The 25,429-nt window shown below is 66.6% G+C and carries 19 protein-coding genes and 1 pseudogene; 5 read left to right on the plus strand and 15 right to left on the minus strand.

Features of this window, described 5'->3' with window-relative positions:
* Positions 1-25 precede the first annotated feature (25 nt).
* The 7 genes from secA to mtrA form a co-directional block, all read right to left on the minus strand.
* Positions 26-2,803 (minus strand): preprotein translocase subunit SecA, encoded by a 2,778-nt coding sequence (secA, locus tag AL755_RS16445; protein ID WP_054011928.1) that lies wholly within the window; start codon positions 2,801-2,803, stop codon positions 26-28.
* Between the two features lie 139 nt (positions 2,804-2,942).
* Positions 2,943-4,169: a winged helix-turn-helix domain-containing protein gene (locus tag AL755_RS16450; RefSeq protein ID WP_054011929.1), complete on the minus strand. Its 1,227-nt coding sequence runs from the start codon at positions 4,167-4,169 to the stop codon at positions 2,943-2,945.
* Between the two features lie 47 nt (positions 4,170-4,216).
* Positions 4,217-4,921, minus strand: a complete 705-nt coding sequence (gene hpf, locus AL755_RS16455) for a ribosome hibernation-promoting factor, HPF/YfiA family (protein ID WP_054011930.1) — start codon at positions 4,919-4,921, stop codon at positions 4,217-4,219.
* 127 nt (positions 4,922-5,048) lie between these two features.
* A complete protein-coding gene (locus tag AL755_RS16460; protein WP_054011931.1) occupies positions 5,049-5,963 on the minus strand; it encodes a ComF family protein in 915 nt (304 codons plus the stop codon).
* Positions 5,964-6,089: 126 nt separating this feature from the next.
* Entirely contained in the window at positions 6,090-7,838 is a 1,749-nt protein-coding gene (locus AL755_RS16465; RefSeq protein ID WP_054011932.1) for an LpqB family beta-propeller domain-containing protein, read from the minus strand.
* A gap of 24 nt (positions 7,839-7,862) precedes the next feature.
* Entirely contained in the window at positions 7,863-9,782 is a 1,920-nt protein-coding gene (mtrB, locus tag AL755_RS16470; protein ID WP_054011933.1) for an MtrAB system histidine kinase MtrB, read from the minus strand.
* A 57-nt stretch (positions 9,783-9,839) separates the two neighbouring features.
* Positions 9,840-10,514, minus strand: a complete 675-nt coding sequence (gene mtrA / locus AL755_RS16475; RefSeq protein WP_054011934.1) for an MtrAB system response regulator MtrA — start codon at positions 10,512-10,514, stop codon at positions 9,840-9,842.
* A gap of 348 nt (positions 10,515-10,862) precedes the next feature.
* On the opposite strand from mtrA, the gene AL755_RS24130 reads away from it, so the two are divergent.
* From AL755_RS24130 to AL755_RS16500, 5 genes are read left to right on the plus strand one after another with little or no spacing between them, the layout of a single operon-like run.
* Entirely contained in the window at positions 10,863-12,452 is a 1,590-nt protein-coding gene (locus AL755_RS24130) for a hypothetical protein (RefSeq protein WP_150117151.1), read from the plus strand.
* Positions 12,453-12,468: 16 nt separating this feature from the next.
* The gene (locus AL755_RS16485) at positions 12,469-13,137 is read left to right on the plus strand and encodes a DUF4129 domain-containing protein (RefSeq protein ID WP_054011936.1); all 669 of its coding nucleotides are present in this window, start codon (positions 12,469-12,471) and stop codon (positions 13,135-13,137) included.
* Positions 13,134-14,426 carry a DUF4350 domain-containing protein gene (locus tag AL755_RS16490; RefSeq protein ID WP_054011937.1) on the plus strand — a complete coding sequence of 431 codons (1,293 nt, stop codon included), beginning with the start codon at positions 13,134-13,136 and terminating at the stop codon, positions 14,424-14,426. The genes AL755_RS16485 and AL755_RS16490 overlap by 4 nt, the downstream gene beginning before the upstream one ends.
* The gene (locus AL755_RS16495; protein WP_054011938.1) at positions 14,423-15,406 is read left to right on the plus strand and encodes an AAA family ATPase; all 984 of its coding nucleotides are present in this window, start codon (positions 14,423-14,425) and stop codon (positions 15,404-15,406) included. Before AL755_RS16490 ends, AL755_RS16495 begins: the two co-directional genes overlap by 4 nt.
* A gap of 15 nt (positions 15,407-15,421) precedes the next feature.
* Positions 15,422-16,714 (plus strand): DUF58 domain-containing protein, encoded by a 1,293-nt coding sequence (locus AL755_RS16500; protein ID WP_054011939.1) that lies wholly within the window; start codon positions 15,422-15,424, stop codon positions 16,712-16,714.
* Positions 16,715-16,723: 9 nt separating this feature from the next.
* Here the strand turns inward: AL755_RS16500 and AL755_RS16505 are convergent, their stop codons facing one another.
* The 8 genes and pseudogenes from AL755_RS16505 to AL755_RS16540 all read right to left on the minus strand — a co-directional run bounded on the left by AL755_RS16505 (position 16,724) and on the right by AL755_RS16540 (position 25,137).
* A complete protein-coding gene (locus AL755_RS16505; RefSeq protein WP_054011940.1) occupies positions 16,724-17,080 on the minus strand; it encodes a DsrE family protein in 357 nt (118 codons plus the stop codon).
* A gap of 48 nt (positions 17,081-17,128) precedes the next feature.
* The gene (locus AL755_RS16510; RefSeq protein ID WP_337589559.1) at positions 17,129-18,262 is read right to left on the minus strand and encodes a hypothetical protein; all 1,134 of its coding nucleotides are present in this window, start codon (positions 18,260-18,262) and stop codon (positions 17,129-17,131) included.
* Positions 18,263-18,290: 28 nt separating this feature from the next.
* A complete protein-coding gene (locus AL755_RS16515) occupies positions 18,291-18,764 on the minus strand; it encodes a chorismate mutase (protein ID WP_082369363.1) in 474 nt (157 codons plus the stop codon).
* 81 nt (positions 18,765-18,845) lie between these two features.
* Positions 18,846-20,554 (minus strand): annotated as a pseudogene (locus AL755_RS24315) (dipeptide ABC transporter ATP-binding protein).
* Positions 20,551-21,522 carry an ABC transporter permease gene (locus AL755_RS16525; RefSeq protein ID WP_054011942.1) on the minus strand — a complete coding sequence of 324 codons (972 nt, stop codon included), beginning with the start codon at positions 21,520-21,522 and terminating at the stop codon, positions 20,551-20,553. Before AL755_RS16525 ends, AL755_RS24315 begins: the two are co-directional and overlap by 4 nt.
* Position 21,523: 1 nt before the next feature.
* Positions 21,524-22,615: an ABC transporter permease gene (locus tag AL755_RS16530; protein WP_054011943.1), complete on the minus strand. Its 1,092-nt coding sequence runs from the start codon at positions 22,613-22,615 to the stop codon at positions 21,524-21,526.
* 110 nt (positions 22,616-22,725) lie between these two features.
* Positions 22,726-24,369, minus strand: a complete 1,644-nt coding sequence (locus AL755_RS16535; protein WP_054013128.1) for an ABC transporter substrate-binding protein — start codon at positions 24,367-24,369, stop codon at positions 22,726-22,728.
* A 135-nt stretch (positions 24,370-24,504) separates the two neighbouring features.
* A complete protein-coding gene (locus tag AL755_RS16540) occupies positions 24,505-25,137 on the minus strand; it encodes a TIGR03086 family metal-binding protein (protein WP_082369364.1) in 633 nt (210 codons plus the stop codon).
* Positions 25,138-25,429 lie beyond the last annotated feature (292 nt).

Below are 25,429 nucleotides of genomic sequence, written 5' to 3' on the forward strand. Positions count from 1 at the left end.
GTTTGGCACCTAAGTCAGGCTTGGGTCAGCGCTTTTTCTTCTTCTTCGCAGTCTTGTTGCCGGCGCGCTTGGCGGACGGCGGGAGGCCGTCACCGCTGGAGCGGCGTTCAACGTGCGTTTCGGCGTCACCCTGTGCGTCCGGTGCGGTGAACTGCAACTGGGCCGGCTTGGCCGGCTCCTCCAGGCCGGGCGCGGTGATCCGCGGTCCGGTGTGGTTGTGGTCGGCCTCGGATGCTCCGGCAACCCGGTCCATAAGGCCGGCGGGAGCTTCGGCGACGACGCCCACGGCGGTCTCCGGTGCGTTTTCGACCTGGACCTCGAGGTTGAACAGGAAGCCGACGCTCTCCTCACGGATGGCGGCCATCATGGACTGGAACATCTCGAAGCCTTCGCGCTGGTATTCGACCAGGGGGTCGCGCTGGGCCATGGCCCGCAGGCCGATGCCTTCCTTCAGGTAGTCCATCTCGTAGAGGTGTTCCTGCCATTTGCGGCCGACGACGGAGAGCACCACGCGGCGTTCGAGTTCGCGCATGGTTTCCGAGCCGAGCGCGGCCTCACGCTCGCGGTAGGCCACCTGGGCGTCGGAGAGCAGTTCGGTCTTGAGCATTTCGGCGGTGATGCGGCCGGGTCCGCCGGCTTCCTCGGCAAGGTCGTCCGGGGTCACGGCAACCGGGTAGATGGTGCGCAGGTTGGTCCACAGCGTGTTGAAGTCCCAGTCGCCGGGGTGCCCTTCGGCAATCGCGGCTTCGATGATTTCGTTCACGGTGTCCTCGAGGAAGAACTGGACCTTCTCGTGCAGGTCGTCGCCCTCGAGGATCCGGCGGCGGTCGCCATAGATGGCTTCGCGCTGGCGGTTGAGGACGTCGTCGTACTTGAGCACGTTCTTGCGCTGTTCGGCGTTGCGGGCCTCGACCTGTCCCTGGGCGGAGGCGATCGCCTTGGAGACGAGCTTTGATTCCAGCGCGACGTCGTCGGGCATGGAGGATCGGGACATGAGGCGCTCGGCGGCACCGGAGTTGAACAAACGCATCAAATCGTCCGTCAGGGACAGGTAGAAGCGGGATTCACCCGGGTCGCCCTGGCGTCCGGAACGGCCGCGGAGCTGGTTGTCGATGCGGCGGGATTCGTGCCGTTCGGTACCCAGCACGTACAGGCCGCCGGCTTCCAGGACAGCCTCGTGTTCGTCCTTGACGGCGTCCTTGGCGGCCTCGAAGGCTTCGTGCCAGGCGGCCTCGTACTCCTCCGGGGTTTCCTCGGGATCCAGGCCCTTGGCGGCCAGCGCGGCGACGGCATTGAATTCGGCGTTGCCGCCGAGCATGATGTCGGTACCGCGGCCGGCCATGTTGGTGGCGACGGTGACGGCGCCGCGGCGTCCGGCCTGGGCCACGATCGCCGCTTCACGGGCGTGGTTCTTGGCGTTGAGGACCTCGTGCTTGATGCCCTTTTCGGACAGCTTCTTGGAGAGGTATTCGCTCTTCTCGACGCTGGTGGTACCCACCAGGACGGGCTGGCCGGTTTCGTGGCGTTCGGCAATGTCCTCAACGACGGCGTCGAACTTGACGATCTCGTTCTTGTAGACGAGGTCGGACTGGTCCTTGCGCTGCATGGACTTGTTCGTGGGGATCGGGACCACGCCGAGGGAGTAGGTGCCCATGAATTCGGCGGCCTCGGTCTCGGCGGTACCGGTCATGCCGGAGAGTTTGTCGTACAGGCGGAAGTAGTTCTGCAAGGTCACGGTGGCCAGGGTCTGGTTCTCGGCCTTGATCTCCACCCCTTCCTTCGCCTCGATGGCCTGGTGCATGCCTTCGTTGTAGCGGCGCCCGGCCAGGATGCGGCCGGTGTGCTCGTCAACGATCAGCACCTCGCCGTCCATGATGACGTAGTCCTTGTCGCGCTTGAACAGTTCCTTGGCCTTGATGGCGTTGTTCAGGAAGCCGATGAGCGGCGTGTTGGCGGACTCGTACAGGTTGGAAATGCCCAGGTAGTCCTCGACCTTTTCGATGCCGTTTTCGAGGACGCCGACGGTGCGCTTCTTCTCGTCGACCTCGTAGTCGGTCTCGTTGTCCAGGCGCAGGACCACCTTGGCGAATTCGCCGTACCAGCGGTTGGCGTCGCCGGAGGCCGGGCCGGAGATGATCAGCGGGGTACGGGCCTCGTCGATGAGGATCGAGTCGACTTCATCGACGATCGCAAAGTTGTGGCCGCGCTGGACGAGCTCGTCCTTGCTCCAGGCCATGTTGTCGCGCAGGTAGTCGAAGCCGAACTCGTTGTTCGTGCCGTAGGTGATGTCCGCGGCGTACTGGAGCCGGCGCACGGACGGGTCCTGGTTGGAGAGGATGCAGCCGCTGGTCTGGCCCAGGAAGCGGAACACGCGTCCCATGAGCTCGGACTGGTACTGGGCCAGGTAGTCGTTGACCGTGACCACGTGGACGCCATTGCCGCCGAGCGAGTTCAGGAATGCCGGCGCCGTGGCGACCAGGGTCTTTCCCTCACCGGTCTTCATTTCGGCAATGTTGCCCAGGTGCAGGGCGGCACCACCCATGAGCTGGACACGGAAGTGGCGCAGGCCCAGGGTGCGCGAGGATGCTTCGCGCACGGCGGCGAAGGACTCGGGCAGCAGGTCATCGAGCGTCTCGCCGTCCTTGTGGCGCAGCTTCAGCTTTTCCGTTTCTTCACGCAGCTCAGCGTCGGTGAAGGTTTGGAAAGAATCCTCCAGCGAATCAATGGCGTCTGCGAGCACGGTGAGTCGTTTGAGCGTCTTGCGATCGCCTGTTCGAAGGACCCGCTCAAGAAGTGATGGCACGAAATTGCTCCCAATCTATGGCTGCCTAAAAGTGGCGTGTTTAGTCTACGTGAGAAGACGCACACCAAACGTCCAGTCTTGCATGCCCGGCGTGGTTTTGGCTGGGAGTCCGCTGGTGACTGCCCGTATGCCGTTACCGTCAGCGGTGTCCCACCTCGCGGCCCAGTGCCGCGGCGAGGTCCCCGTGGGGAAGCACGACGACGTCTTCGAGTCCCAGCCATCCTGCCATCAGCGCCAACTCCTCGGCCAGCTCGGCCGCGGTTTCGGCCGGGGCGTCCGGTTCGGCGAAGGCGCCCCTGACCAGGAGCCGGCCGGCCTGCCGGTCCGCTTTCAGGTCCACCCGGGCGGCCATGTTCTCGCCCAGCAGAAATGGCAGGACGTAATATCCAAATTTTCGTTGGGCTGCCGGAGTGTAGATTTCCAGCCGGTAGTGGAAATTGAACAACTCCAGGAGCCTCCGCCGCTCAAACACAAGGGAATCGAAGGGGCTCAGCAGCGCCCGGCCCTGGGCCCGGCGCGGGATTTTGGCACTCGCATGCAGGTACGTCTGCGCAGCCCAGCCGGTCACGGTGACCGGCGCCAGGACGCCGTCGTCCACGAGCCGGGCCACTGCGGCGGCGGCTTCCTTGTGCGGGAGCCGGAAGTAGTCGGCAAAGCACCGCGACGTGCCGATGCCGTGCGCCCGGGCCGCGGCCTCGATGAGCCGGTCCACTGCGTCTTGTTTCAGCTGCGGGTCGGCGTCGTCCCCCGGAGCCAGCCGCAGCGCCGGCGGCAGGACCTTGTCCACGAGTGAGTAGCGGCGCTCAAATTGCTCGTTGCGGGAGGCGGCGCCCACCACGCCGCGTTCAAAAAGGCCTTCGAGGGTGCGTTTGACGGCGCTCCAGTTCCAGCCCCATTCGTCCGTGTTCTTGACCTCTTCATGGCCAATCCGTTCCTTGACTTCACGGGCGGTCAGCGGACGGCTGTGCGCCAGCAGGGACAGGATTTGTTCCTCGAGCGAGGCCCGCAGCGCCGGGTCAAGGTTTCCGCCACCCACCCATTGGCGGTTCTGCCACATTTTGAGGTCATGAAAATGGTCGGGCCGGATGAAGCTCGCCTCATGGGCCCAATATTCCATCATCTTCCGTGGGGCGGTGCCGGCCAGGGTGGAAAGGATGTCGCGGTCGTAGTCGCCGAGCCTGGAGAAGAACGGCAGGAAGTGGCTGCGGGCCACGATGTTGACGGAGTCGATCTGCACCAGCTGTAGTTGCGCAAAAGTCCGGCCCACCACCCGTGCACTGACGGGTTGGGTGGGCCGGACTCCTGCAAGTCCCTGGGCGCCGAGTGCAATTCGCCGGGCCTGTGACAGGCTCAGGCTTGCACCCATGTTTGTGGCTCCTTAGGCTCTTTCACGCTTACGCATCTGCGTAGACATTACACGCGGGCCGGCTCATCCGGCGAACGGTAGGCGGAGATTTCCTCGGCCCCTTCGGCGTTCTCCACATTGGGATCCAGGCAGATGACTCCGTACGTCCACCCGCGACGGCGGTAGACCACTGACGGGATGCCGGAGGAGGAGTCGATGAACAGGTAGAAGTCGTGACCGACCAATTCCATGTTGTCGACGGCGTCATCGAGGGTCAGTGCGGCGGCCGGGAACACCTTCCGGCGGATCAGCACCGGCGAATCTCCTGCCGGGATGTCGTTTTCAATGTCGTAGGGAGACTTTTCCTCCACGGCGGCCGGCGCGCTCTGCGCGTAGATCGGCTCGGAACTGCTGACGGGAGTCAGCGATCCTGTGGCTTCGTTCACGGCGACGGGGGCGTGCCGTCCGTGGTGGACCTTCTTCCTGTCCTTGGCCCTGCGCAGCCTCTCCAAAAGCTTTCCGTAGGCCAGGTCAAAAGCAGCGAACTTGTCCGCGGCTGCTGCCTCCGCGCGGATTACCGGGCCGCGGCCCACAACGGTCAGCTCCACCGTGAGGGGGGACTCTGCAGTACGGGACTTGGTCTCCTTGGAGACCTTCACGTCAACCCGCTGGACCTTGTTGGCCAGCTGTTCGATCTTCGCGAGCTTCTCGCCGGCGTATTCGCGGAAACGGTCTGAAACACTCAGGTTGCGACCGCTGATCATGAACTCCATGGTGCCCTCCAAATAACTTCGGTGACACGGCGGCCGGCTAGCAATCCAAGCTACGCTCCTGGCCGCCGACGGGTGGTTTCCCCTCGAAAGAGGTACCCGTTCACTCACGTTAGTTCACCGCATCCGTTTATTCATCTTTTGCGGCAAAACTATTTTCGGCGCGTCTTGGGAACGGTGCTTCACCGGCATCCGAAGCCGGCGCCCCGGCCACCGCCAGGACCACCTCGCCGCACACCAGGGCCCCCGCGTTTTCCAGTGTTTGAGCCGCTTCGCGCACGGTTGACCCCGTGGTGAGGACGTCGTCAACCACCACCACATAGGCCCCCGCAATGGTCGCCGGGGGCCGAAAAAACATCAGCGGCCGGCCCCTGATATGCATTGTGTTACGGACGTTTGCGCGCCGTGCGGCGCGGCCCAGTCCCTTCTGGTGGTGCCGGTGCCATGGCAGCCGGATCTTCACGCCCAGGAGGGGTGCCACCGACACGCCGGCCGGCAACCTGCGCTCGCGCTCCAGCGCCCGCAGGAGCACCGCGACGGGGTCGTAGCCGCGACGGCGCCACCCCGTTCCCGTGCTCGGGACGGGCACCAGGACAAGCGGGCGGCCCCGGGTGCCCGGGACGTACTCCGGCAGGGCCGCAATCCCGCGAGCCAGGCAGCGGCCCAGTACCGGTCCAAGTTCGGTGCGGCCGTGATTCTTGAACGCCAGGATGGCCGCCGACAGCCCGTCCCGGTACTCGCCGCTTGCCACCACGGGCAGGAGGGCGTGCCCGAAGATGCTCATCAGCGCATCGGCACCGTGTTCGGCCCGAAACGGTGTCCGGGTCTGCCGCCGCAACGCGGCTGCGCACGGCGCGCACAGGGCCGCGTCGTCGCACCCGCACACGACGCATTCGGCGGGCATCACCAGGAATTGGAACTCCCGCCAGGCGTCAGCCCACCAGAGCATTGTCCGAGCCCGCCACGTACCGGCCGTGCCGCGGTGGCGGCCGGCACCGGTGCCGGGAGCGTCCCGGACCCCGGGGTGCCGCTGCTTTGCATCCATGGTTCAAGGATCCGCCCGAGCGCCGCCGTCGTCAGCGGGGACAGGGCAACTTGTGCACGACGCATCGACACGCCTGGGCTGTGGAGGGAGGTTGCCAACGGATGGCCCAACGGCAGGCCGGGAACCCTAGCCGGCGAAGGACGCCTGCCGCAGGCCCTTGGTGGAGACCTCCCAGTTGTTGCCGATGAGCGTGAACAGCTCGGTGGCGCTTTGCGCGTGCACGTTGCGGACCCCGGACCCGGCACTGAGCCATTCAATGCCCATGAGCTCACTCAGCGACACGGGGTCCCGGGTCAGGTCAAGGACGTCGATCGCGACGGGCAGGGTTGCCGACGGCTCCATGACGGCGACGCTTGTGTCGCCCACCCAGACGCCCAGGGTTGGCGTTCCGGCCTGCGGGAGCGTGATCGGCGCGGTCAGCTCCTTGGGAGCCTCGCCGGCCTTCACGATGCCCGTGACGGACACCTGGGTCTCTCCCCCGGCGTCGGAGATGACCAGGGCGCGGGTGCCGTCCCGGGAAATGCGCAGCGTGGTCACGTGCCGGCCCACCAGCCACGGAACCGTCAGCACCACCGGGGTGACGTCCTTGACGCCGTTGGTCGCGTTGATGGCCATCACCGTCCCGGAGCCGTCGCCCTCCGCCGACCACAACCAGCCGTTGGGCGCGAACGACGGCGGCGTGAGCGCCACGCCCGAAATCGCCGTGGCCGGCGACCGGCCGGCGGCCACACTGTAGATGCGGTTTCCGCCGCTTGAAAGGAACGCGTACTGCTTGCCCGAGTACGACACCGCGGGCGCCGAGGGTGCCAGATCGGCGATCGGGCCAACGTTGGCGATGGCGGAAATCTGGGTTCCGTCGAAGTTGACCAGTTCGTTTTTGGACAACGCCACCTGGGTGGACGGCACCGGGTTGTCGATGATCATGGGCGGGACAGAATCGGAGGAGCCTCCCATGTCCACCTCCCGGTCATCGGCGAGGAACTGGACGTCGGTGACGGTGTTGAGCGCCTTTTGCATGGTGACCAGCAGCTGCGCGCGCATTTGTTGGCGCTGGCGCACGCTTGTCTCCAACAAGGGCTGCGCCACGAGGCCCACCTTCGCCACACCGTTGTTCACCGGCACGGAGTCGCGTTCCAGCGAAATGCCGCTGGGGAAGGCGCTCACCACGGCGCCCTTCAGGTACGGTGCCGGGCCGCCCAGCATGGCCTTGACGATGGCGGTGGACGCCCGCGAAGACCGCGCCGTCAGCCATCTCACGTCGGGCACGCCGTAGGTGAAGGTGGGGTCATAGAAGTACAGGGAAACGGGGCTGAAAAGGGTCTGGAAGTTTGCGTCCGCCAGCAGCACGCCGTCGGGGGTTTCGCTGATGCGCCACTGGCCTCCCACCTGGACAAGCTTCATCTCGATGGTTTCCTTGGCATTGGCCGCGGCCGGGGTCAGCACCCCCGTCGCGTCCACCGTGGAGACCACGTCGAAGGTGACCTCGTAGGAGTCCTTTTCCTTGCCGGGCGCCACCGAGAACGTGTTCTTGTAGACCAGGGTGCGTTTGTCCGCCGCCCATGACTGTGCCAGCCCGGCCGTGAGGTACAGCCGCGCCACCTGGTAGTCGTCGTTGATCCCGGTGCCGGAGTCAATGAAACCGCTGATGATGCTCTCCGGCGAGGCGCCCTCGACGGGTGCGAACTGTTGGAAGTTGATGTTCACGGAGTTGTTGCGGGGCGCCAGCGGATCGCTCTTTCCCACCGGCCCGCTGATGGGAATCGCGGCACATGCGGCCGCCGTGAAAAGCACGACGACGACCATCACCAACCAGGCTGCGACGCCTTTTCGCCGTGCCCGGCTGCTGCGGTTTGCCGCCAAGCGCTGTCCCATCATGGCTTTCCGTGTCCCTTCCATGTCCTAGTATCCCGTCGTCGTGGAGTCCGTGCGGGGTGCCGCCGCGGGCGCAACGGGGTCCTCGTGCCGGCTTTCGGACTTGCCGATGTCGATGGCAGTGGCCGGGTGGATGCTGCCCAGCGCGCCGACCACCCCGAAGGAGCCGGTGTTGGTGGTGATGGGCCCGGTGTTCAGGCTGTCGGCGGTCGCGGCCACTCCGCCGTCGGGCGGCAACGGCACGGGCGAGTGCGTCAGCACGCCTCCCCGTTTGCGGGGCAGGGTCAGCCGGAAGCAGGCGCCTTCTCCCGGCACGCCCCAGGCGTCCAGCCAGCCGTCGTGGAGCCGGGCATCCTCCATGGCGATGGAAAGGCCCAGGCCGCTGCCGCCGGTGGTGCGGGCGCGGGCCGGGTCGGCACGCCAAAAACGGTCAAACACGTGCCCCACGGCGTCCGGGGACATGCCGATTCCGTAATCCCTGACGGCCACGGCGACGGCGGTTTCATCGGCGGAGACAAAGATCTTCACCGGGTTGCCCTCGCTGTGTTCAAGGGCGTTGAGCACCAGGTTCCGCAGGATCCTGTCAATGCGGCGGGAGTCCATTTCCACCACGCATTTGTGGTTGCGCAGGCGGGTCACCACGGAAAGCTCCGATTTGTTGGCCTCCGCCACGGGGGTTGCCACGTCGATCACGGAATGAATCACGGAGAAGATGTCCAGGGATTCCACGTCGAGGTCGGCCACGCCGGCGTCGAACCGGGAGATCTCCAGCAGGTCCGCCAGCAGCAGTTCAAAGCGCTCCACCTGGTGGAAGAGCAGCTCGGAGGAGCGCTTGTTGACGGGATCGAAGTCGTCGCGGGCGTCGTAGAGGACCTCGGCGGCCATGCGCACGGTGGTCAGCGGGGTGCGCAGTTCGTGCGATACGTCGGAGACGAAGCGCTGTTGCATTTCCGAGAGGGTGGCCAGGGCGTTGATCTGGTCCTGCAGCGAGGTGGCCATCTTGTTGAAGGAGGTGGCCAGGCGTGCCATTTCATCCTCGCCCACCACCTGCAGGCGTTCCTCCAACCGTCCGGCGGCCAGCTTTTCCGAGACGGCGGCGGCCTGGCTGACGGGCTTGACCACCATCCGGGTCACGTACCAGGTGATGGCGCCGATCAGCAGCAGCAGGACGCTGCCGGCCAGCCACAGCACCGATTTGATGTAGTTCAAGGTGACCTGAGCACTGTTCAGGTCATAGATCATGTAGAGCTCATAGTTGGTTTGCAGCAGTTCGACCTGACTGCCGATCACGACCGCCGGGTGGACGCCCGAGGACCCCGTGGGCAGGGCGATCGACTGCCAAAACTGGCCGTCGGGATCGCCCTGGACGGCGGCGCGCAGGTCATCGGGGATGATGGCCGCGGTGACGCCGCCGGAATCCGAGGAGCTGACGGCAAGCTTGCTGGTCTGGCCCGGGATCTTCACCATCAGGTATTTGCGGTTGTCATCCGCACCCCCGACCTCCAGCAGTTTCAGCGTGTCCTTCACATAGGTCGAAACGCGCGGCTGGTCGCTGAGGCTTGCGTTGTTGAAACTGTCCTGGACCTGGGTGACGCCACGCAGGGACTCCTGCTGGGCCTGGGCCAGGCGCTCCTTGAACAAACCGTTGGAAACCTGCCCGGCCAGGTAGCCGCCCACCCCCACCACGGCGATCGAGGCAACCACCAGCGTGGTCAGCACCGTGCGGAACTGCAGGGAGGTGCGCCAGCGCCGTGAGAGTGATCGCTGGACCCGTCGGGCGGCATGCCACAGGAACCGGCCCGCTGCGGCCAGCCCGGCGCCGGTCCCGGCCGCCAATTTTCCCCACAGCGATGCAGCGGGGCCGGGGGTTCCGGGTCCCAAAGTTCCGGGGACGCCGTCACCGGGGGCCGCGCCGTCGGGCTGCCCGGAGGTGCTGTCAATGCTCACTTCGTCGTTTTTCCTGCACTGTTTCCTGCTGCACTGTTGCCCGAACTGCCGGCCAGGCTACTGCCCGGCCTTGTATCCCACGCCGCGCACGGTCAGGACCACTTCGGGGGCCTCGGGGTCGCGCTCAATCTTTGAGCGCAGACGCTGGACGTGCACGTTGACCAGGCGGGTGTCCGCGGCGTGGCGGTAGCCCCACACCTGCTCCAGCAGCAGCTCACGGGTGAATACCTGCCACGGCTTGCGGGCCAGGGCCACCAGCAGGTCAAATTCCAGCGGAGTCAGCAGGACACGTTCGCCCGCACGGCGCACCGCATGGCCGGCCACGTCAATGCTGATCTCGCCGATGACGAGCGTCTCGGGCGCCTTGACGTCACCGGGGCGCAGGCGTGCGCGCACACGGGCCACCAGCTCGGCGGGCTTGAACGGCTTTGCCACATAGTCGTCGGCACCTGATTCAAGGCCGCGAACGACGTCGGACGTGTCCGACTTTGCCGTCAACATGACGATCGGCACGTCCGACTCGCCGCGAATCTGACGGCACACCTCGATGCCGTCAAGGCCCGGAAGCATCAGGTCCAGCAGCACCAGGTCCGGCTTGTTGGCGCGGAAAACTTCCAATGCCTTGGCACCGTCGGCACAAAAGACGGGGTCAAACCCGTCATTGCGCAGCACAATGCCTATCATCTCTGCCAGTGCTTCGTCGTCGTCAACCACTAAAATGCGTGCCTTCATGGTTCTATATTTGCCTATCCGGGACACAAAGTCGCCATCGACGCTCCGTCACGGCAGCCCGGGGACTCATTGGGCGGCTCCCGCGGGTGTCCAGGCTGTGTACCCGCAGGCGCTGCGGAAGGTCCGTAACGGAAGGTCGATGCAGGCCCGGCAGGCGCATACTGCGGAAAATATGGCGCGAGCGACCGGCCGCCACGCGGCAAATCCGGATCTTCGACGATAGGGTTTGAAGGAGGAAGCCCGTCAAGGATTCCGAATGGCCGGCGTCACCCGTGCAGCAGTTGGGCGCAAGCGACCACCGGCGGTGAACAGCGGAAGATCGATCGGGCTATGTACTAGGGGAACAGCATGACGAACGAACCACAGCAACCACCGGCAGCTCCACAGCCTGGGCCGGGCCCCGATGCCGCCCCGCCGCAAATCCCCGCCATCCCCGGGCAACCCCCCGTCGCGCCGCCGGCAAGTCCCCCGGCCGACGCGCAGCTCCCGCAACCGCGCTGGGGCCAATACGCGCCGCCCGTCTTCAACCCACCCGCCGGCAACCCGCCCGCCGGGGGCCAGCCGCAGCAACCCGCCGCGCCCCAACAGTGGGGCCAGCAGTGGGGCCAGCCGCAACAACCCCAATGGGGCCAGTACGCGCCGCCGCCCGGTCCGCAGCAACCCGGTCAGGGTTACGGTCAGCCCGGTTACGGACAACCCCCTTATGGCCAGCCCGGCTACGGCCGGTACGTGGCCCCGCCCAAGCCCGGGGTCATCCCGCTGCGCCCGCTGCGCCTTGGCGAGGTGCTCGACGGCGCCTTCCAGGCTGCCCGCCGCAATGGCAAGGCCATGTTCGGTTCGGCCCTCATCTTCCAAATCCTGACCGCCGTCCTCACCCTGGCCGTCACCCTGACGGCGTTCGGCTCAACGTTGGGCACCGAGCTCCTCAACGGTTCCTTCGCCGAGTCGGCACCCACCGAGGCGCAGCTGAACCAGCTTCTGGGCGGGGTCCTGCAACTCTCCCTTGCCCTGATTGCCGTCTCGCTGATTTCCGGGCTGCTGGAGATGGTGCTGCAGGGCGCCCTGGTGGTCCCCGTGCTGCGCGCCGTGCTGAACCAAAAAACCGGTTTTGGCCAAATGTGGCAGCTGGTCAAACCGCGCATCGGATCCCTGCTCCTGCTCGCCGTGGTCTATGGGCTCGCCTTCCTCGTGGCGGCCGGCGCCTACTTCGGAATTCTGGTGGGCCTGCTTTATGCCACGGGCAGCGTGGGCAGCGGTTCCAACGGCTTTGCGGCCATTGGCATCGCACTCTTGCTCAGCCTGCCGTTCCTGGCAGCGGGGATCTGGGCCGGTACCAAGGTGCTAATTGCGCCCGCCGCGATCGTGGTGGAGAACATCGGCGTCTTTGCGGCCATCAAGCGCTCCTGGCAGTTGACCGCCCGGAACTGGTGGCGCACCTTTGGAATTTCGGTGTTGGCCGCCGTCATCGCGTCGTTCATCGGCGGGGTCATCACCACGCCGGTCACCTTGCTTCTGGGTTTCCTCCTGCCCGTCATGATGCCCCATGCCACGGCCGAGCAAATGGTGAACGTCACCCTCGTTTCGCAGGTTATTTCCACGTTCATCGGCGCCCTCGTGGGCGCCGTAACTGTCGCGTTCCAGACCGGCGTCATGGCGTTGATCTATGTGGACCTGCGCATGCGCCGCGACGGCTTCGATGTTTCCTTGCTCAAGGAATCCGAGACGGGCACGGACGACGGCGGGATCCCCGGCCGCGACGCATCCGTCACCGCCGTGGCGGGCCGGCAGCCCGGGGCGCCCTACCCTCCCCAGCAGTACCCGCAGCAGCCCTACCCGCCCCAGCACTATCCCCCGGCACAGCAATACCCCCCGACGCAATACCCGCCTGCCCAGCAGCCTCCGGCACCGCAGCCACCGGCCCAGTTCACCGGGCAGTAGCCGCGGCGTGGCGCCCATGCTCGCACTCGCGGCCCTCCCGGGGGCCCTTGGCTTCGATGTCCCCGTCACCCCGGGGGCCGATGAGGCGCGCCGTTGGGCTGCTGAGGAATTGGCCAAGGCCGTGTATCAAAACGCCAAGCCGGGCCTCGCCGAACAATTTATCGCCTGGGTCAAGAAGGCGCTTGCCGGCTTCCTCGATGGCATGGGCTCCCTGAACGCCAACGCCGGACTGCTGGTGGTGATCGGCATTCTCCTGGTGGCGGTCATTGCCGCCGTCGCCGTTGTCCGGCCCAGGCTCAACCGGAAACGGGCCAGGGATGCGGCGGTCTTTGCCGGACCCTCCGTGCTCACCGCCGGGCAGCACAGGTCGCTGGCCCGCGCGGCGGCCGCCGCCGGGGACCTGGACACGGCCGTCAGCGAGCAATTCCGGGCCCTGGTCCGCGCCGGCGAGGAGCGCGACGTCGTCTCCCCTGCACCCGGGCGGACTGCCGCCGAGGTTGCCGCCGAATTGCAGCGCGCCTTCCCCGCGCATGGACAGGCCCTGCTCCGCGCGGCCGACATCTTCAACGCCGTGCGTTACGGCCATGCCAAAGCCTCGCAGTCGCTCCTGGCGGAATTGGTGGCCACCGACCGGGCCATATCCGCCGCCAAGCCCGTCTATGCCGACGAGCTGGTGGCGCCGTGAGCGCCCCGGCACCGGCGCCTTCCACAGCCCCCGCGACGGAACCCGCCAATGGGCCGGACGCCCGGGCCGTCTTTGCGGCCGACGGCGGCACCCGGTCCGAACGGCTGCGCACCTGGTGGCGCAAGCACCGGTTCTGGCTCTTGGCCGGGACCGCGTTTGTGCTGGTCATCACCGTGAGCGTGGTGCTTGGCTTGTCCGGGCAGCGCAGCGGCGGCCCCCTGGCGATCGACAATCCCGCGCCCGAGGGAGGCCGGGCCGCCGCGTCCGTGCTGCGCGGCCAGGGCGTGGAGGTCACCGCCACCGATTCGCTGGAGGCCACGATCGCGGCCCTCCAAGCCAACGGCCCGGCCGCCAGCACCGTGCTGGTCTATGACCCCCAAACACTGCTCCGCCCGACCCAGCTCGCCGAGCTGTCCGGCGCCGCCACCGACCACGATGCCAAGGTGGTGGGGATCGCCCCGGGCCCGCTGGCCGTGCAAAAGCTCAGCAGCGACATCTCGAGCGCCGGCGTTGCCCCGGCCGGCGCCGCAGCGGTACAGGCCGATTGCGCCAACCCGGATGCCTCCGCCGCAGGCTCCATCGACTCCGAAAGCATTGACGGCCTGGGCACTGCCGGCAGCGGCACCTCCGTTTTCCTGTACCGGGGCACGCAGACCTGCTTCACGCCGGACGGCGGCACGGCAGGCCTGCTGGCAAGCAACAGCACCGGTTCCGTCAGCGTGCTCGGCAATGCCGGCGTCGTCAGCAACAACAGCCTGGCCAGCCGGGGCAACGCGGCCCTGGTGTTCCGGCTGTTGGGAAGCCGGCCGCAGCTGATCTGGTACACGGCCTCACTCAAGGACGTTCCGGTGGCATCCCAGCCGCCCAGCCTGGCCGAGCTCACCCCGGCGTGGATCTTCCCGGCGTCGGCCTGGCTGCTGCTGGTGGGCGTGGTGGGCATGCTGTGGCGGGGCCGGCGGAACGGCCCACTCGTGACCGAACCACTGCCGGTCATCGTCAAGGCCTCCGAGACCGTCACGGGCCGGGCCCGGCTCTACCAGGACGCGAAGGCCGTGGACACCGCGGCCCGGACGCTCCAACACGCCACGCTGACCCGGCTCGCCCGGCAACTGCGGCTGGGGGCAACGGCAGGCCCGGACGCCGTCGTCGCCGCGGTGGCCGGACACACCGGACGGAATGGCCGGGAACTGCACCAGCTCCTGGTGGCCGGCGTGCCCCGGAATGAAAAGGAAATGTTGACCATGGCCACGCAATTGGCGGCCCTAGAGGAAGAAGTCACCCAACGATGAGCTCACCGTACCCGGAAACCCTGCCGGCCAACCACGCCCCCGCCGCGGCCCTCCTGCAGGTCCGCACCGAGGTGGCCAAGGCCGTGGTGGGCCAGGAATCCACCGTCACGGGGCTGCTCATCGCCCTGCTGGCCGGCGGGCACGTGCTCCTTGAGGGTGTACCGGGGGTGGCCAAGACACTGCTGGTGCGGGCCCTGTCCACGGCCCTGAGCCTTGACACGAAACGGGTCCAGTTCACCCCCGACCTCATGCCCGGCGACGTCACCGGCTCCCTCGTCTACGACGCCCACAGCTCCGAATTCACGTTCCGCGAGGGGCCCGTGTTCACGAACATCCTGCTGGCCGACGAGATCAACAGGACCCCTCCCAAGACGCAGGCATCCCTGCTGGAGGCCATGGAGGAACACCAGGTCTCCGTGGACGGCGTGTCCAGGAAACTGCCGGCCCCGTTCATGGTGGCGGCCACGCAGAACCCCATCGAATATGAGGGCACCTACCCGCTGCCCGAGGCCCAGCTGGACAGGTTCCTGCTCAAGCTCACCATGGAATTGCCCGGCCGGGATGAGGAGATCGAGGTGATCCGCCGGCACAGCCTCGGCTTTGACCCGCAGGACCTCCATGCCGCCGGGGTGCGCCCCGTGGCAGGGGCCGCCGATCTTGCCCTGGCGCGCGAGGCCGTGGCACAGGTCAGTGTGGCTGGTGAAGTCCTGGCCTACGTGGTGGACCTGGTCCGCGCGACCCGCACGGCGCCGTCGTTCCAGCTCGGTGTTTCACCGCGCGGCGCCACGGCCCTGCTGAAGACGGCCCGCGCCTACGCCTGGCTGTGCGGGCGCAGCTTCGTGACCCCCGACGACGTCAAGGCCCTGGCGCTGCCGGCCCTGCGCCACCGGGTTGCGCTGCGCCCCGAGGCCGAGATGGACGGCGTGGCCGTGGACGGGATCCTGCAATCCATCCTCGCCACGGTCCCGGTCCCGCGTTAGGCCCGGCGGTAACGGATGGCCGTTTCGGGCAGATTCTTCCTCCTGGCAATGCTGGCACTGGTGCCCGTCATCGCCGTGCCCCGCACCTCCACCTGGCTGCTGGCGCTTGCCGTGGTGCTCCTGGTGCTGGTGGTCGACCTGCTGCTGGCCGCCTCGCCACGCAAGGTGTCCCTGCGCCGGGACATCCCCGCCGGTGTCCGGCTCAGTGAGGGCACGACGGCGTCGCTCACGGTTGCCAACGGTGCCGGCCGGTTGCTGCGGGCCCGGGTGAAGGACGGCTGGCAACCGTCCGTGGGTGCCCTCAACGCCCTGCAAGAGCTGCGGATCCGTCCCCGGGAGCGCGCCGTCATGACGGTGGCGCTCATGCCGAGCCGGCGCGGGGACCTGCGCAGCGACCACGTCACTGTCCGCTCCTACGGGCCCCTGGGCATGGCGGCGCGGCAACGCACCATCACGGCGCCGGGCACCTTGCGCGTGTTGCCGCCATTCCACTCCAAACGCCACCTGCCGTCGAAGTTGCGCAAGCTGCGCGAACTGGACGGCAAGGCAGCCGTGCAGATTCGCGGGGCGGGCACCGAGTTTGATTCACTGCGCGACTACGTGCGCGGCGACGACGTCCGCTCCATCGACTGGCGGGCCACGGCCCGGCGTCGCGACGTGGTGGTGCGCACCTGGCGGCCCGAACGCGACCGCCGCGTGGTCATTGTGCTCGACACCTCCCGCACCTCCACTGCAAGGATCGACGACGAGCCCGCGCTGGACACCGGCATCGAGGCGGCCCTGCTGCTGGCCGTGCTGGCCGAACGCGGCGGTGACCGGGTCAGCCTGATCGCCTACGACCGCCGGGTCCGCACCCGGGTCTCCTCCTCCGGCAAGGGAAACATGCTCAACGCCATGGTGCAGGGCCTGGCGCCGCTGCAGCCGGAGCTCATTGAACTGGACGCGGCGGGTGTTCCGGGCCAGGTCCGCGCCGTCACGGCGCACCGGGCCCTCGTGGTGTTGGTGACCTCGCTGGACGCCGGGGCCGCCGAGGAGGGCCTCATCCCGTTGGTGGCCCAGCTGGCTCGCAAGCACGTGGTGGTGGTTGCCTCGGTCCGGGACCCCGCCCTGGACACGGCCCGTTTGGAACGTTCGACGACGACGCTCGCCTACCGTGCGGCCGCCGCCGAACACGCCTTGAACCGGCGGGCGGCGATCACGGCCCTCATCAAGGAGCTGGGCGCCGAAGTGGTGGACGCCCAGCCGCACGAGCTCCCGCCGGACCTTGCCGACACGTACATCCGGCTCAAAGCGGCCGGCCGGCTCTAAGGGCCTCCCCTAAACGCGGGCGTACGCCCAGTTATCCCATTGCCGTTGCGCAAGGTGGGCGACGGCGGACGGAACCGAGGCTACGCCGGGCAACAAGCTGCCACGGTCCACGCCCGCGGACCGCATGCTGTTCTCGCAGGCGAGGACGGCAACCCCGTTTCCCAGGGCTGCCGCCACGGGAGCCGCCAATTCGCCGTCGATCACCAGCGCGGCAACGGCCGGGCCCTGGATGACAAGCTCAATCACGGCCCCGGGCAAGGCCTTTGCAGCATTTCCCGCGCTGCGAAAGGCCGCGGTCACCTGCTCGCTGCCCGCACCGAATCCGTGCATCACGAGGCCCCGCGGGGCCTCGTTGCGTTCAACCATGACGGCATCCTTTCATTGCGTTGTCCGCACTGTGGGGGCGCGGATCGATCAGGCGTTGCGGATTTCGCTCAGTGCGTCCGCCACCTCAAGTGTGCGGTTCACAACTTCCCGGGCTTCCACGGGCGACAGGGCCGCCAGGCCGGATTCCGGGGTGATGCGGAGCCGGTTCAGCGACGATTCCGGCAGGCCCAGGCCGTGCCACGGCCGCATCACGCGCTCCACGAGGGCTGAGTACGACGGCGGCAGCTGCCCGGCGCGCACCGGAACGGCCCCGGCCCAGATGGAGGTGCCGGACTCGACGGCGCCCGCCAGTTGTTCCCAGTGGCCGGTGTCGAGGTGGTGCAGCGGGAGGGCTATCGCGTCGATGCCGCACTCCAGGGCAAGTTCGAGGGCCTTGCGCCAGGATGCCGTCTCGGCAGCGTCCCGTTCCGGATCCGCCATCGGATTGGCCTGCCCCCGCGCCGGGACCGGGAGGTTGATGGCGACCTTGGCGATGCCGGCGTCGCGGGCGGATTGGACGAAGGCGGACCAGCTCTGGCGCAGCTCGGAGCCGGGGATTGAGCGCAGGGTCCGGTAGCCGGACGCCGTGGGGATGGTGCCGGCCAGCGCCGCGGCGATGTCGGGTTCGTCGATTTGCAGCGTCAGTTCGGCTCCGGGGACGGCGGCGCGGACCTTCTCGACGTGCGCGGTGAGCCCCGCGGCCAGTGACTGGGCCACGTCCCGCCGGGCGCCGTAGTCGCGCAGCGCCCGCTCGCCGTAGTGCAGGTGGATGACCGCGGCCAGGGAAAAGGGGCCCACGAGTTGCAGTTTCAACTCTGCCGGCTGCAGTTCGGCGGCGCCGGCGACGTCGGCCAACACGTTGATGTCCGTGGACAGTGCGGAGACGGCGCGGCGGTGGTCGTTGCCGGGCCTGTCCACGAAGCGCCAGCCATACGGCTGGACGTCCACGGGCAGCTCGACGAGCAGTGCCGCGGTGCGGCCCACGGCGTCGGAACCGATACCGCGAGCCGGCAGTTCCACGAGCGACGGCAGGTGCGGTGGCGTGAAAATGCCCAGTGAAACCTTTGCGGCCTCCACGGGGTCGGTTCCCGGCCAGGGGCCGAGGGCTGTCGCGCCGATTTCCTCGCCCAGTGCCGACGGGCCGGCGTCGACCATTTCACCCGGGATGGCGTGTCCGCTCAATGGAGGACACCCGGGGTGGGGAGGCCGCTCAACTGAGGTGGCCGCCGTCGCCGGTGCCGGGGGCACCAACAAATCCCTGGCCGTCCAGGCTGACCACCGGCACTGCGCCCGTGGCGGCGACGGCGGAGTGGCTCTCCGAGATGGCCTGGTGGTGGTGGATGACCTCGCTGATGATGAAGTTCAGGAACTTTTCGGCGAAGGCGGGGTCCAGGTGGGCGGACTCGGCGAGGGCGCGCAGGCGCTGGATCTGGGCGAGCTCGCGGTTGGGGTCGGCCGGGGGCAGCTGGTGCCGGGCCTTGAGGATGCCCACGCGCTGGGTGGCCTTGAACCGTTCGGCCAGCAGGTACACCAAGGTGGCGTCAAAGTTGTCGATGCTGGAGCGGATGGACAGCAGCTCGGCCATGACGGCGGGGTCGACGGCGCCGGTCAGGGAGCTTGCGGCCGGGTCAAAGTCTTCAACGGACAAGTGCGCGGCCTCGGTGGCGTGGCTCGGTTCGGTCATGAAAACAGTTTAGGTGGTGTGCGGGGCGGGCAAAACCCGTGTCCACGCCCGCACACCACCGCCACCGCTACCTGATTGCTGTCACCTGCTGGCCAGTAGAGCCTGATGCACCGCCCGGCGCTCGGCTTGCTCGGCCGGGTTGGGCACGGGCAGGGAGGCAATGAGCCGCTTGGTGTAGTCATCCTGCGGGTTGCCCATGATCTGGTTCCCAATCCCCTGCTCCACCATCCTGCCCTTGTACAGCACGCCGACCCACTCGGCCAGGATGTCAACCACGGCAAGGTCGTGGCTGATGAACAGGGCGGCAAAGCCCAGTTCGGCCTGGATCTCGCGGAACAGCTCCAGCACCTTCGCCTGGACGGAAACGTCCAGGGCCGACGTCGGCTCATCGGCGATGAGCAGCTTCGGCTGCAGCGCCAGTCCGCGTGCCAGGGAGGCCCGCTGGCGCTGCCCGCCGGAGAGCTCATGCGGGAACCTCCTGGCATAGGCGGCCGGCAACTGCACCGATTCGAGCAGCTCCCCCACCTTTTTGGTGACGGCCGGCCCGCTCATCTTGGTGTGGATGAGGAGGGGCTCGGCCACGCACTCGCCAATGGTCAGGTGCGGGTTGAAGGAGGCGGCCGGGTCCTGGAACACAAAGCCGATGTCCTTGCGCAAGGGGCGGAAGCTGCGTTCCTTATAGTTGAGCATTTCGTAGCCGAGCACGTTCAGCGAGCCGCCCGTGGTCCGGTTCAGCCCGGCGATGGCCCGGCCAATGGTGGTCTTGCCCGAGCCGGACTCACCCACCAGGCCAAACACCTCACCGGCGCTGATGGTGAAGGAGACCTTGTCCACGGCGCGGAAGGCGGGGCTGCCCAGCCGTCCGGGGTATTCGATCTCCAGGTCCGTGGCGCGGACCAGCACCTCGGCGTCCTGGTAGGCCCGCTCCGTGAATCCCGCCGAGGCGGAGTTGCGGCCCAGGTGCGGCACGGCGGCCAGCAGCTTTTGCGTATAGGCCTGCTTCGGTTCGGCAAAGAGCACTTCCGCGCTCGCTTCCTCGACCACGTCACCCTGGAACATGACCACCACGCGGTCCGCCAGGTCCGCCACGACGCCCATGTTGTGCGTGATCAGCACAATCGAGGTACCGAAGCGGTCCCGCAGGTCGCGGAGCAGTTCGAGGATCTCGGCCTGGACCGTGACGTCCAGGGCCGTGGTGGGTTCGTCGGCCACAATCAGCCCGGGTTCAAGGCGAGTGCGGCGGCAATGACGACGCGCTGCTTCTGCCCGCCGGAGAACTGGTGCGGGTAGTAGTCCACCCGTTTCTCCGGTTCCGGGATGCCCACCTTGCGCAGGGCATCGATTGCGAGCCCGCGGGCCTCACGCCGGCCCACCCGCTTGCCCTCGGGCCGGTGCGCGCGCAGGCCCTCGGCAATTTGCCAGCCCACCGTGTACACCGGGTTCAGCGCCGTGGACGGCTCCTGGAACACCATGGCGACATCGCGGCCGCGGATCTGGCGCAGCTGGTGGGCGCTGACGCTGATCACGTCGTTGCCGCTGATGATCACGGCGCCGTTGCTCTGCGCCGTTTCCGGCAGCAGGCCCAGGATGGTCTTGGCCGTGACGGTCTTGCCGGAACCGGACTCGCCCACGATCGCCACGATCTCCCCCGGCGCCACCGTGAAGGACACGTCCTTGACGGCGTGCACGTCCCCGGCGTCGGTGGCAAAAGTGACCCTGAGGCGGTCAACGTCCAGGACGGGGCGGATGTCTGCTCCGCCCTCGGCTGGAACTTCGCTGTGCCGGCTCATGCGTCCACCAACTCCTTGTTGTCATTGCCCGGGTTGTCATTGCGGGCCTTCTTCCTGCCGGCCCGCTTGCGTCCGCGCAGCCGCGGATCGTTCAGGTCATTCATGGACTCACCCAGCAGCGTCAGCCCAAGCACCGTCAGCACGATCGCGGCACCGGGGAACACGCCTGTCCACCAGATGCCGGCGGTTGCGTCGGACTGGGCATGGTTGAGGTCGTAGCCCCATTCCGCCGCGTATGTCGGTTCAATGCCGAAGCCCAGGAAGCCCAGGGCAGCCAGCGTCAGGATCGCCTCGGAGGCGTTCAGCGTGAAGATCAGCGGCAGCGTCCGGGTGGCGTTCTTGTAGATGTGCCGGGCCATGATGCGCACGCTGGAGGCGCCCACCACGATGGCGGACTCCACGAACGGTTCGGCCTTCAACCGGATGGTCTCGGCACGGATCACCCGGAAATACTGCGGGATGAACACCACGGTGATGGAAATCGCCGCCGAGAAAATACCGCCCCACAGGCTTGAATTTCCCCCGCTGATGGCGATCGACATCACGATGGCCAGCAGAAGTGTGGGGAAGGCGTAGATAGCGTCCGCCACGACCACCAGGATCCGGTCCAGCCAGCCACCGATGTAACCGGAGACCAAACCCAGAATGACGCCGGCGAAGATAGACAGGAATACCGCGATGACCACCACTAAAACCGCAGTCTGGGCACCCCAAATGGTGCGGGAAAAGACGTCGTAACCACCCGCCGTCGTGCCCCAGATATGGGCGGACGACGGCGGTGCCTGGGTTTCGCTGAATTGCTGGCTGAAGCCGTAGGGGGCCACCATGGGGGCGAGAGCCGCGGTCAGTAGGAAGATGACCGTGATCACCAGCCCGGAGACGAGCATGCCGCGCTGGAGCCCTACGCTCTTTTTAAGCTGCGACACCACGGGCAGCCTGCTGAACAGTGACTGCTTTGTCTCTGCCATGTCAGTACCTCACTCTTGGGTCGATGAGCGCTGCGATAACGTCCACGATGAAGTTCGTCAGGGCCACGATCACTGCCAGCAGCACCACGATGCCCTGCACGGCCACGTAGTCGCGGGCCGTCAGGTAGGAGGCCAGCTGGAACCCAAGCCCCTTCCACTCAAAGGTGGTCTCCGTCAGTACGGCGCCGCCGAGCAGCAGCGCGATTTGCAGGCCCATGACGGTGATGATGGGGATCAGCGCCGGCTTGTAGGCGTGCTTGGTGACCAGTCGGTATTCGCTGACACCGCGGGAGCGGCCGGCCTCCACGTAGTCCTTGCCGAGGGTGCCGATCACGTTGGTGCGGACCAGGCGCAGGAAGATCCCGGCCGTCAGGAAGCCCAACGCCACGGCGGGCAGGATTGAATGCTGCACGACGTCCCAAAACGCGTCCATGTTGCCGCTGCGCAGGGCGTCCAGCCAGTAGATTCCGGTGGGACTGGCCAGGTTTGTCATGAACACCTCGGTGTCGATGCTGGCCCGCCCGGCCACGGGCAGCCAGCCCAGCCAGACGGAAAACACCAGCTTCAGCAACAACCCGGCAAAGAAGACGGGGGTGGCGTAGAACAGGATCGCGGAGACGCGGAGCACGGCGTCCTGCCACTTGTCGCGCTTGTACGCGGCAAGCATGCCCAACGGAATGCCCACGGCGAGTGCCACGATCAGGGCGTTGATGGCCAGTTCAAGCGTGGCCGTCCCGTAGGTGGCCAGCATGTCGGTGACCAGGAGGTTGTCGGAAATGGTGCGGCCAAAGTTGCCCTTGAGCAGCTGGCCAAGGTACTCGAAGTACTGGACAAAGATGGGCCGGTCATACCCGGCTTGATGGATGCGTTGGGCCAGTTGGTCGGGTGGCAGGCGTCCACCCAGGGCCGCCGTGATGGGATCGCCGGTGATCCGCATCAGGAAGAAAACCATGGTGACCAGGATCAGGATGGTGGGGAAGATCAATAGGAACCTGATCAGAAGGTATTTGCCCAGGCTCCCCCCAGACTTGTTTTTGCGTGTGGGGATTTGCCCGGCCGGTTGGGCCTCGGGCAACTCAATCATTGCTGTCATGAAAGCTCAGTTCATCAGTGCTATGGGTGGTGGTTGCGCGAGGTGAAGGCGGGGCATCCATGGGATTCCCCGCCTTCACCTCGCGTGTGTCATGTCCGCTCGAGCCGGGCCTAGCCCTTGGACAGCACGCCCAGCCGGAACTTGAACGACGGATCAAGGGTGTCCTTGACGCCGTTGACGCTCTTGCCCGAGACGGCCACTTGGGCGCCCTGGAGCAGCGGCAGCGTCGGGACGTCCTTGGCCACGGCCGTCTGGATGTCCTCGATGAGCTTGGTTCGGGCGGCCGGGTCGGTCGTGGAGCGCTGCTTCTCGATCATCGCCTGGACCGACGGGTTGTCGTAGTGGTTCTTCAGGAAGTTGTTGGCGCTGAAGAACGGGCTCAGGTAGTTGTCGGCGTCGGAGTAGTCCGGGAACCAACCGAGCTGGTACAGCGGGTAGGCGTCCTTGGTCCTATTGGCAGAGTAGGAGACCCACTCGGTGGACTGCAGGTTGACCTTGAACAGGCCGCCCTTTTCCAGCTGGGTCTTGATCAGCGCGTATTCGTCGGACGACGACGGGCCGTAGTGGTCCGAGTTGTACTGCAGGTTCAGCGTCACCGGGGTCTGCACGCCGGCGTCGGCAAGTGCCTTCTTGGCCTTGTCGGCATCGGGGCCGCCGTTGCCGTCGCCGTAGTTAGCCTTCATGGGCTCGATGGCGCCAGTGAAGCCCTGCGGAACCCAGGAGAAGGCCGGCAGGTAGGTGCCCTTGTAGACCTGGGTGGCGATGGCGTTGCGGTCGATCATGTCGGAGGCTGCCTGGCGGACGGCCAGCGACTTGGCGGCGTCGGGCGTGGACGTCTTGGCTCCGTACGGCATCGTGTTGAAGTTGAACACGATGTAGCGCAGCTCGCCGCCGGGGCCGATGTCGACATTGACCTTGCTGTCGGACTTGAGGCTGTCGATGTCCGTGGCGGTCATGCTGCGCCAGGCGACGTCGATGTTGCCCTGCTGCACGTCCAGCTTGAGGTTGTTGGAGCTGGCGTAGTACTTGATGGTGGCGTCGGACTTGGCCGGGCCCAACAGGCCCTGGTAGCCGGCGTACTTCTTGAACGCGATGAGCTCGTTCTTCTTGTACGAATCAATCGTGTACTGGCCGGCGAAGGACTTGCCCTTGATGATGGTGTCGTCGTTGGTCACCGAGGTCGGGCTGAATACGGTGTCATCGACGATGGGGCCGGCGGGGCTTGTCAGCACCTGGGCGAAGGTCTGGTCGTTGGGCGTCTTGAGCTTGAACACCACGGTGGTGGCGTCGGGCGCAGAGACGCTCTCAAGGTTGCCCAGCAGTGATGCCGGGCCGTTCTCGTCGTTGATTTTCAGCTGGCGGTCGAAGGTGAACTTCACGTCCTTGGAATCAAGGGCCGTGCCGTTGTCCCACTTCAGACCCGGCTTGAGCTTGACCGTGTAGTCGGTGGGGGTGGTGAACGATGCCGAAACGGCTATGTCCGGTTGCGGCGTGGGATCCTTGGCGCCCGGCTTGGTATTCATCAGGAAGGGGTAAATCTGGTTCATCACCATGAACGAACCGTTGTCGTAGGAGCCGGCCGGGTCAAGGAAGGTGACCTTGTCCGTGGTGCCCAGTACCACCGGCCCGCCGGCGGATCCGCCACCGGCGCTGCCGCCCCCACTGCTGCTGGGACCCGTGCAGGCGGTCAATGCCAGCATTGATACACCCGCGACGGCGATCACCGAGCGCAGTCCAAACATGTTCTTAGCCATCAGCAAACTTTCTCTAGTGCTTCACATGGAACAGGCCACACTACGTTGTGTGACCTGCACCACTTGCCTGATGTTTACTTTGTACCAGACAATGAGCTTGCTCCGGGCATGGAGGAGGAAGTTGCAATCAGATGGTTACTTTAGGGATTCCGCCCGTGGGCCGGGCACGAATTGCGGATTGCGGCCAAACCAGCCGGCCAGGCGTGCATAATTATCCGCATTCAGGGGCACCCGCACCTCATGGCCAAACGCCTTGTCCGGGCCCCGGTACTCCGGTTTCATGACTCGCTGGGACCACGCCAGGGATTGGTCCGCCAGCGTCGGATCCAGGACGACCGGTACGCCGGTGGCCTTGGCCAGATCCCAGGAATGAACCGTGAACTCGGCAATTTGCAGGCCGATCCGGCTGCGCAGCGGGGCTTCCCCGCCGCCGGGCAGCGCTACTTGCCGGCTGAGGTCGGCGGCGTTCCAGACCCGCATCAGCATGGCCGCCCCGTCGCTAAAACGCGTGGACCAATCCGCGCCCACGGTGGCCGCCGCAGCCTGCGGGTCCACGTTGCTACCACGCGCCATCACGGTGTAATTGTGCAGGTCCTGGACCACCAGGTGGTGCAGGAGATCCTGGACGTTCCACTCCACGCAGGGCGTGGGCCAATGGGCCTGGTTGGAGGAGATCGCGGCAATCACTTCGGAGCACTGCTCGAGAGCGCGTTCCAGTAGTTGCAGCGGGTTTGGAATCAAGTGCGGGGGCATATCAGTACCTTCCATGAGCCAAGTCACCTTGAACGGAAGTGTACGCCAGGCCGGTCACTCGTGGGCGGCTATGACATCTCCGGGCGCGCCAAAATGAACGCCCTTTTGTGGTGGGTCAAAATCCCCTCCCCGCCCGACGCCGTATCACTTTTGGCGCGAAAATGGGCGATGCGGTATCACTTCTGGCGCGAAAATGGGCGATGCGGTATCACTTTTGGCGCGAAAATCAGCAACGCCGTATCACCTCTGTGGTGATACGGCGTTGCGTAGATTCATGCCAAAAGTGATACGGCGTCAGCTGGATCCA

The sequence above is a fragment of the Arthrobacter sp. ERGS1:01 genome, assembly GCF_001281315.1.
Lineage (GTDB): Bacteria > Actinomycetota > Actinomycetes > Actinomycetales > Micrococcaceae > Specibacter.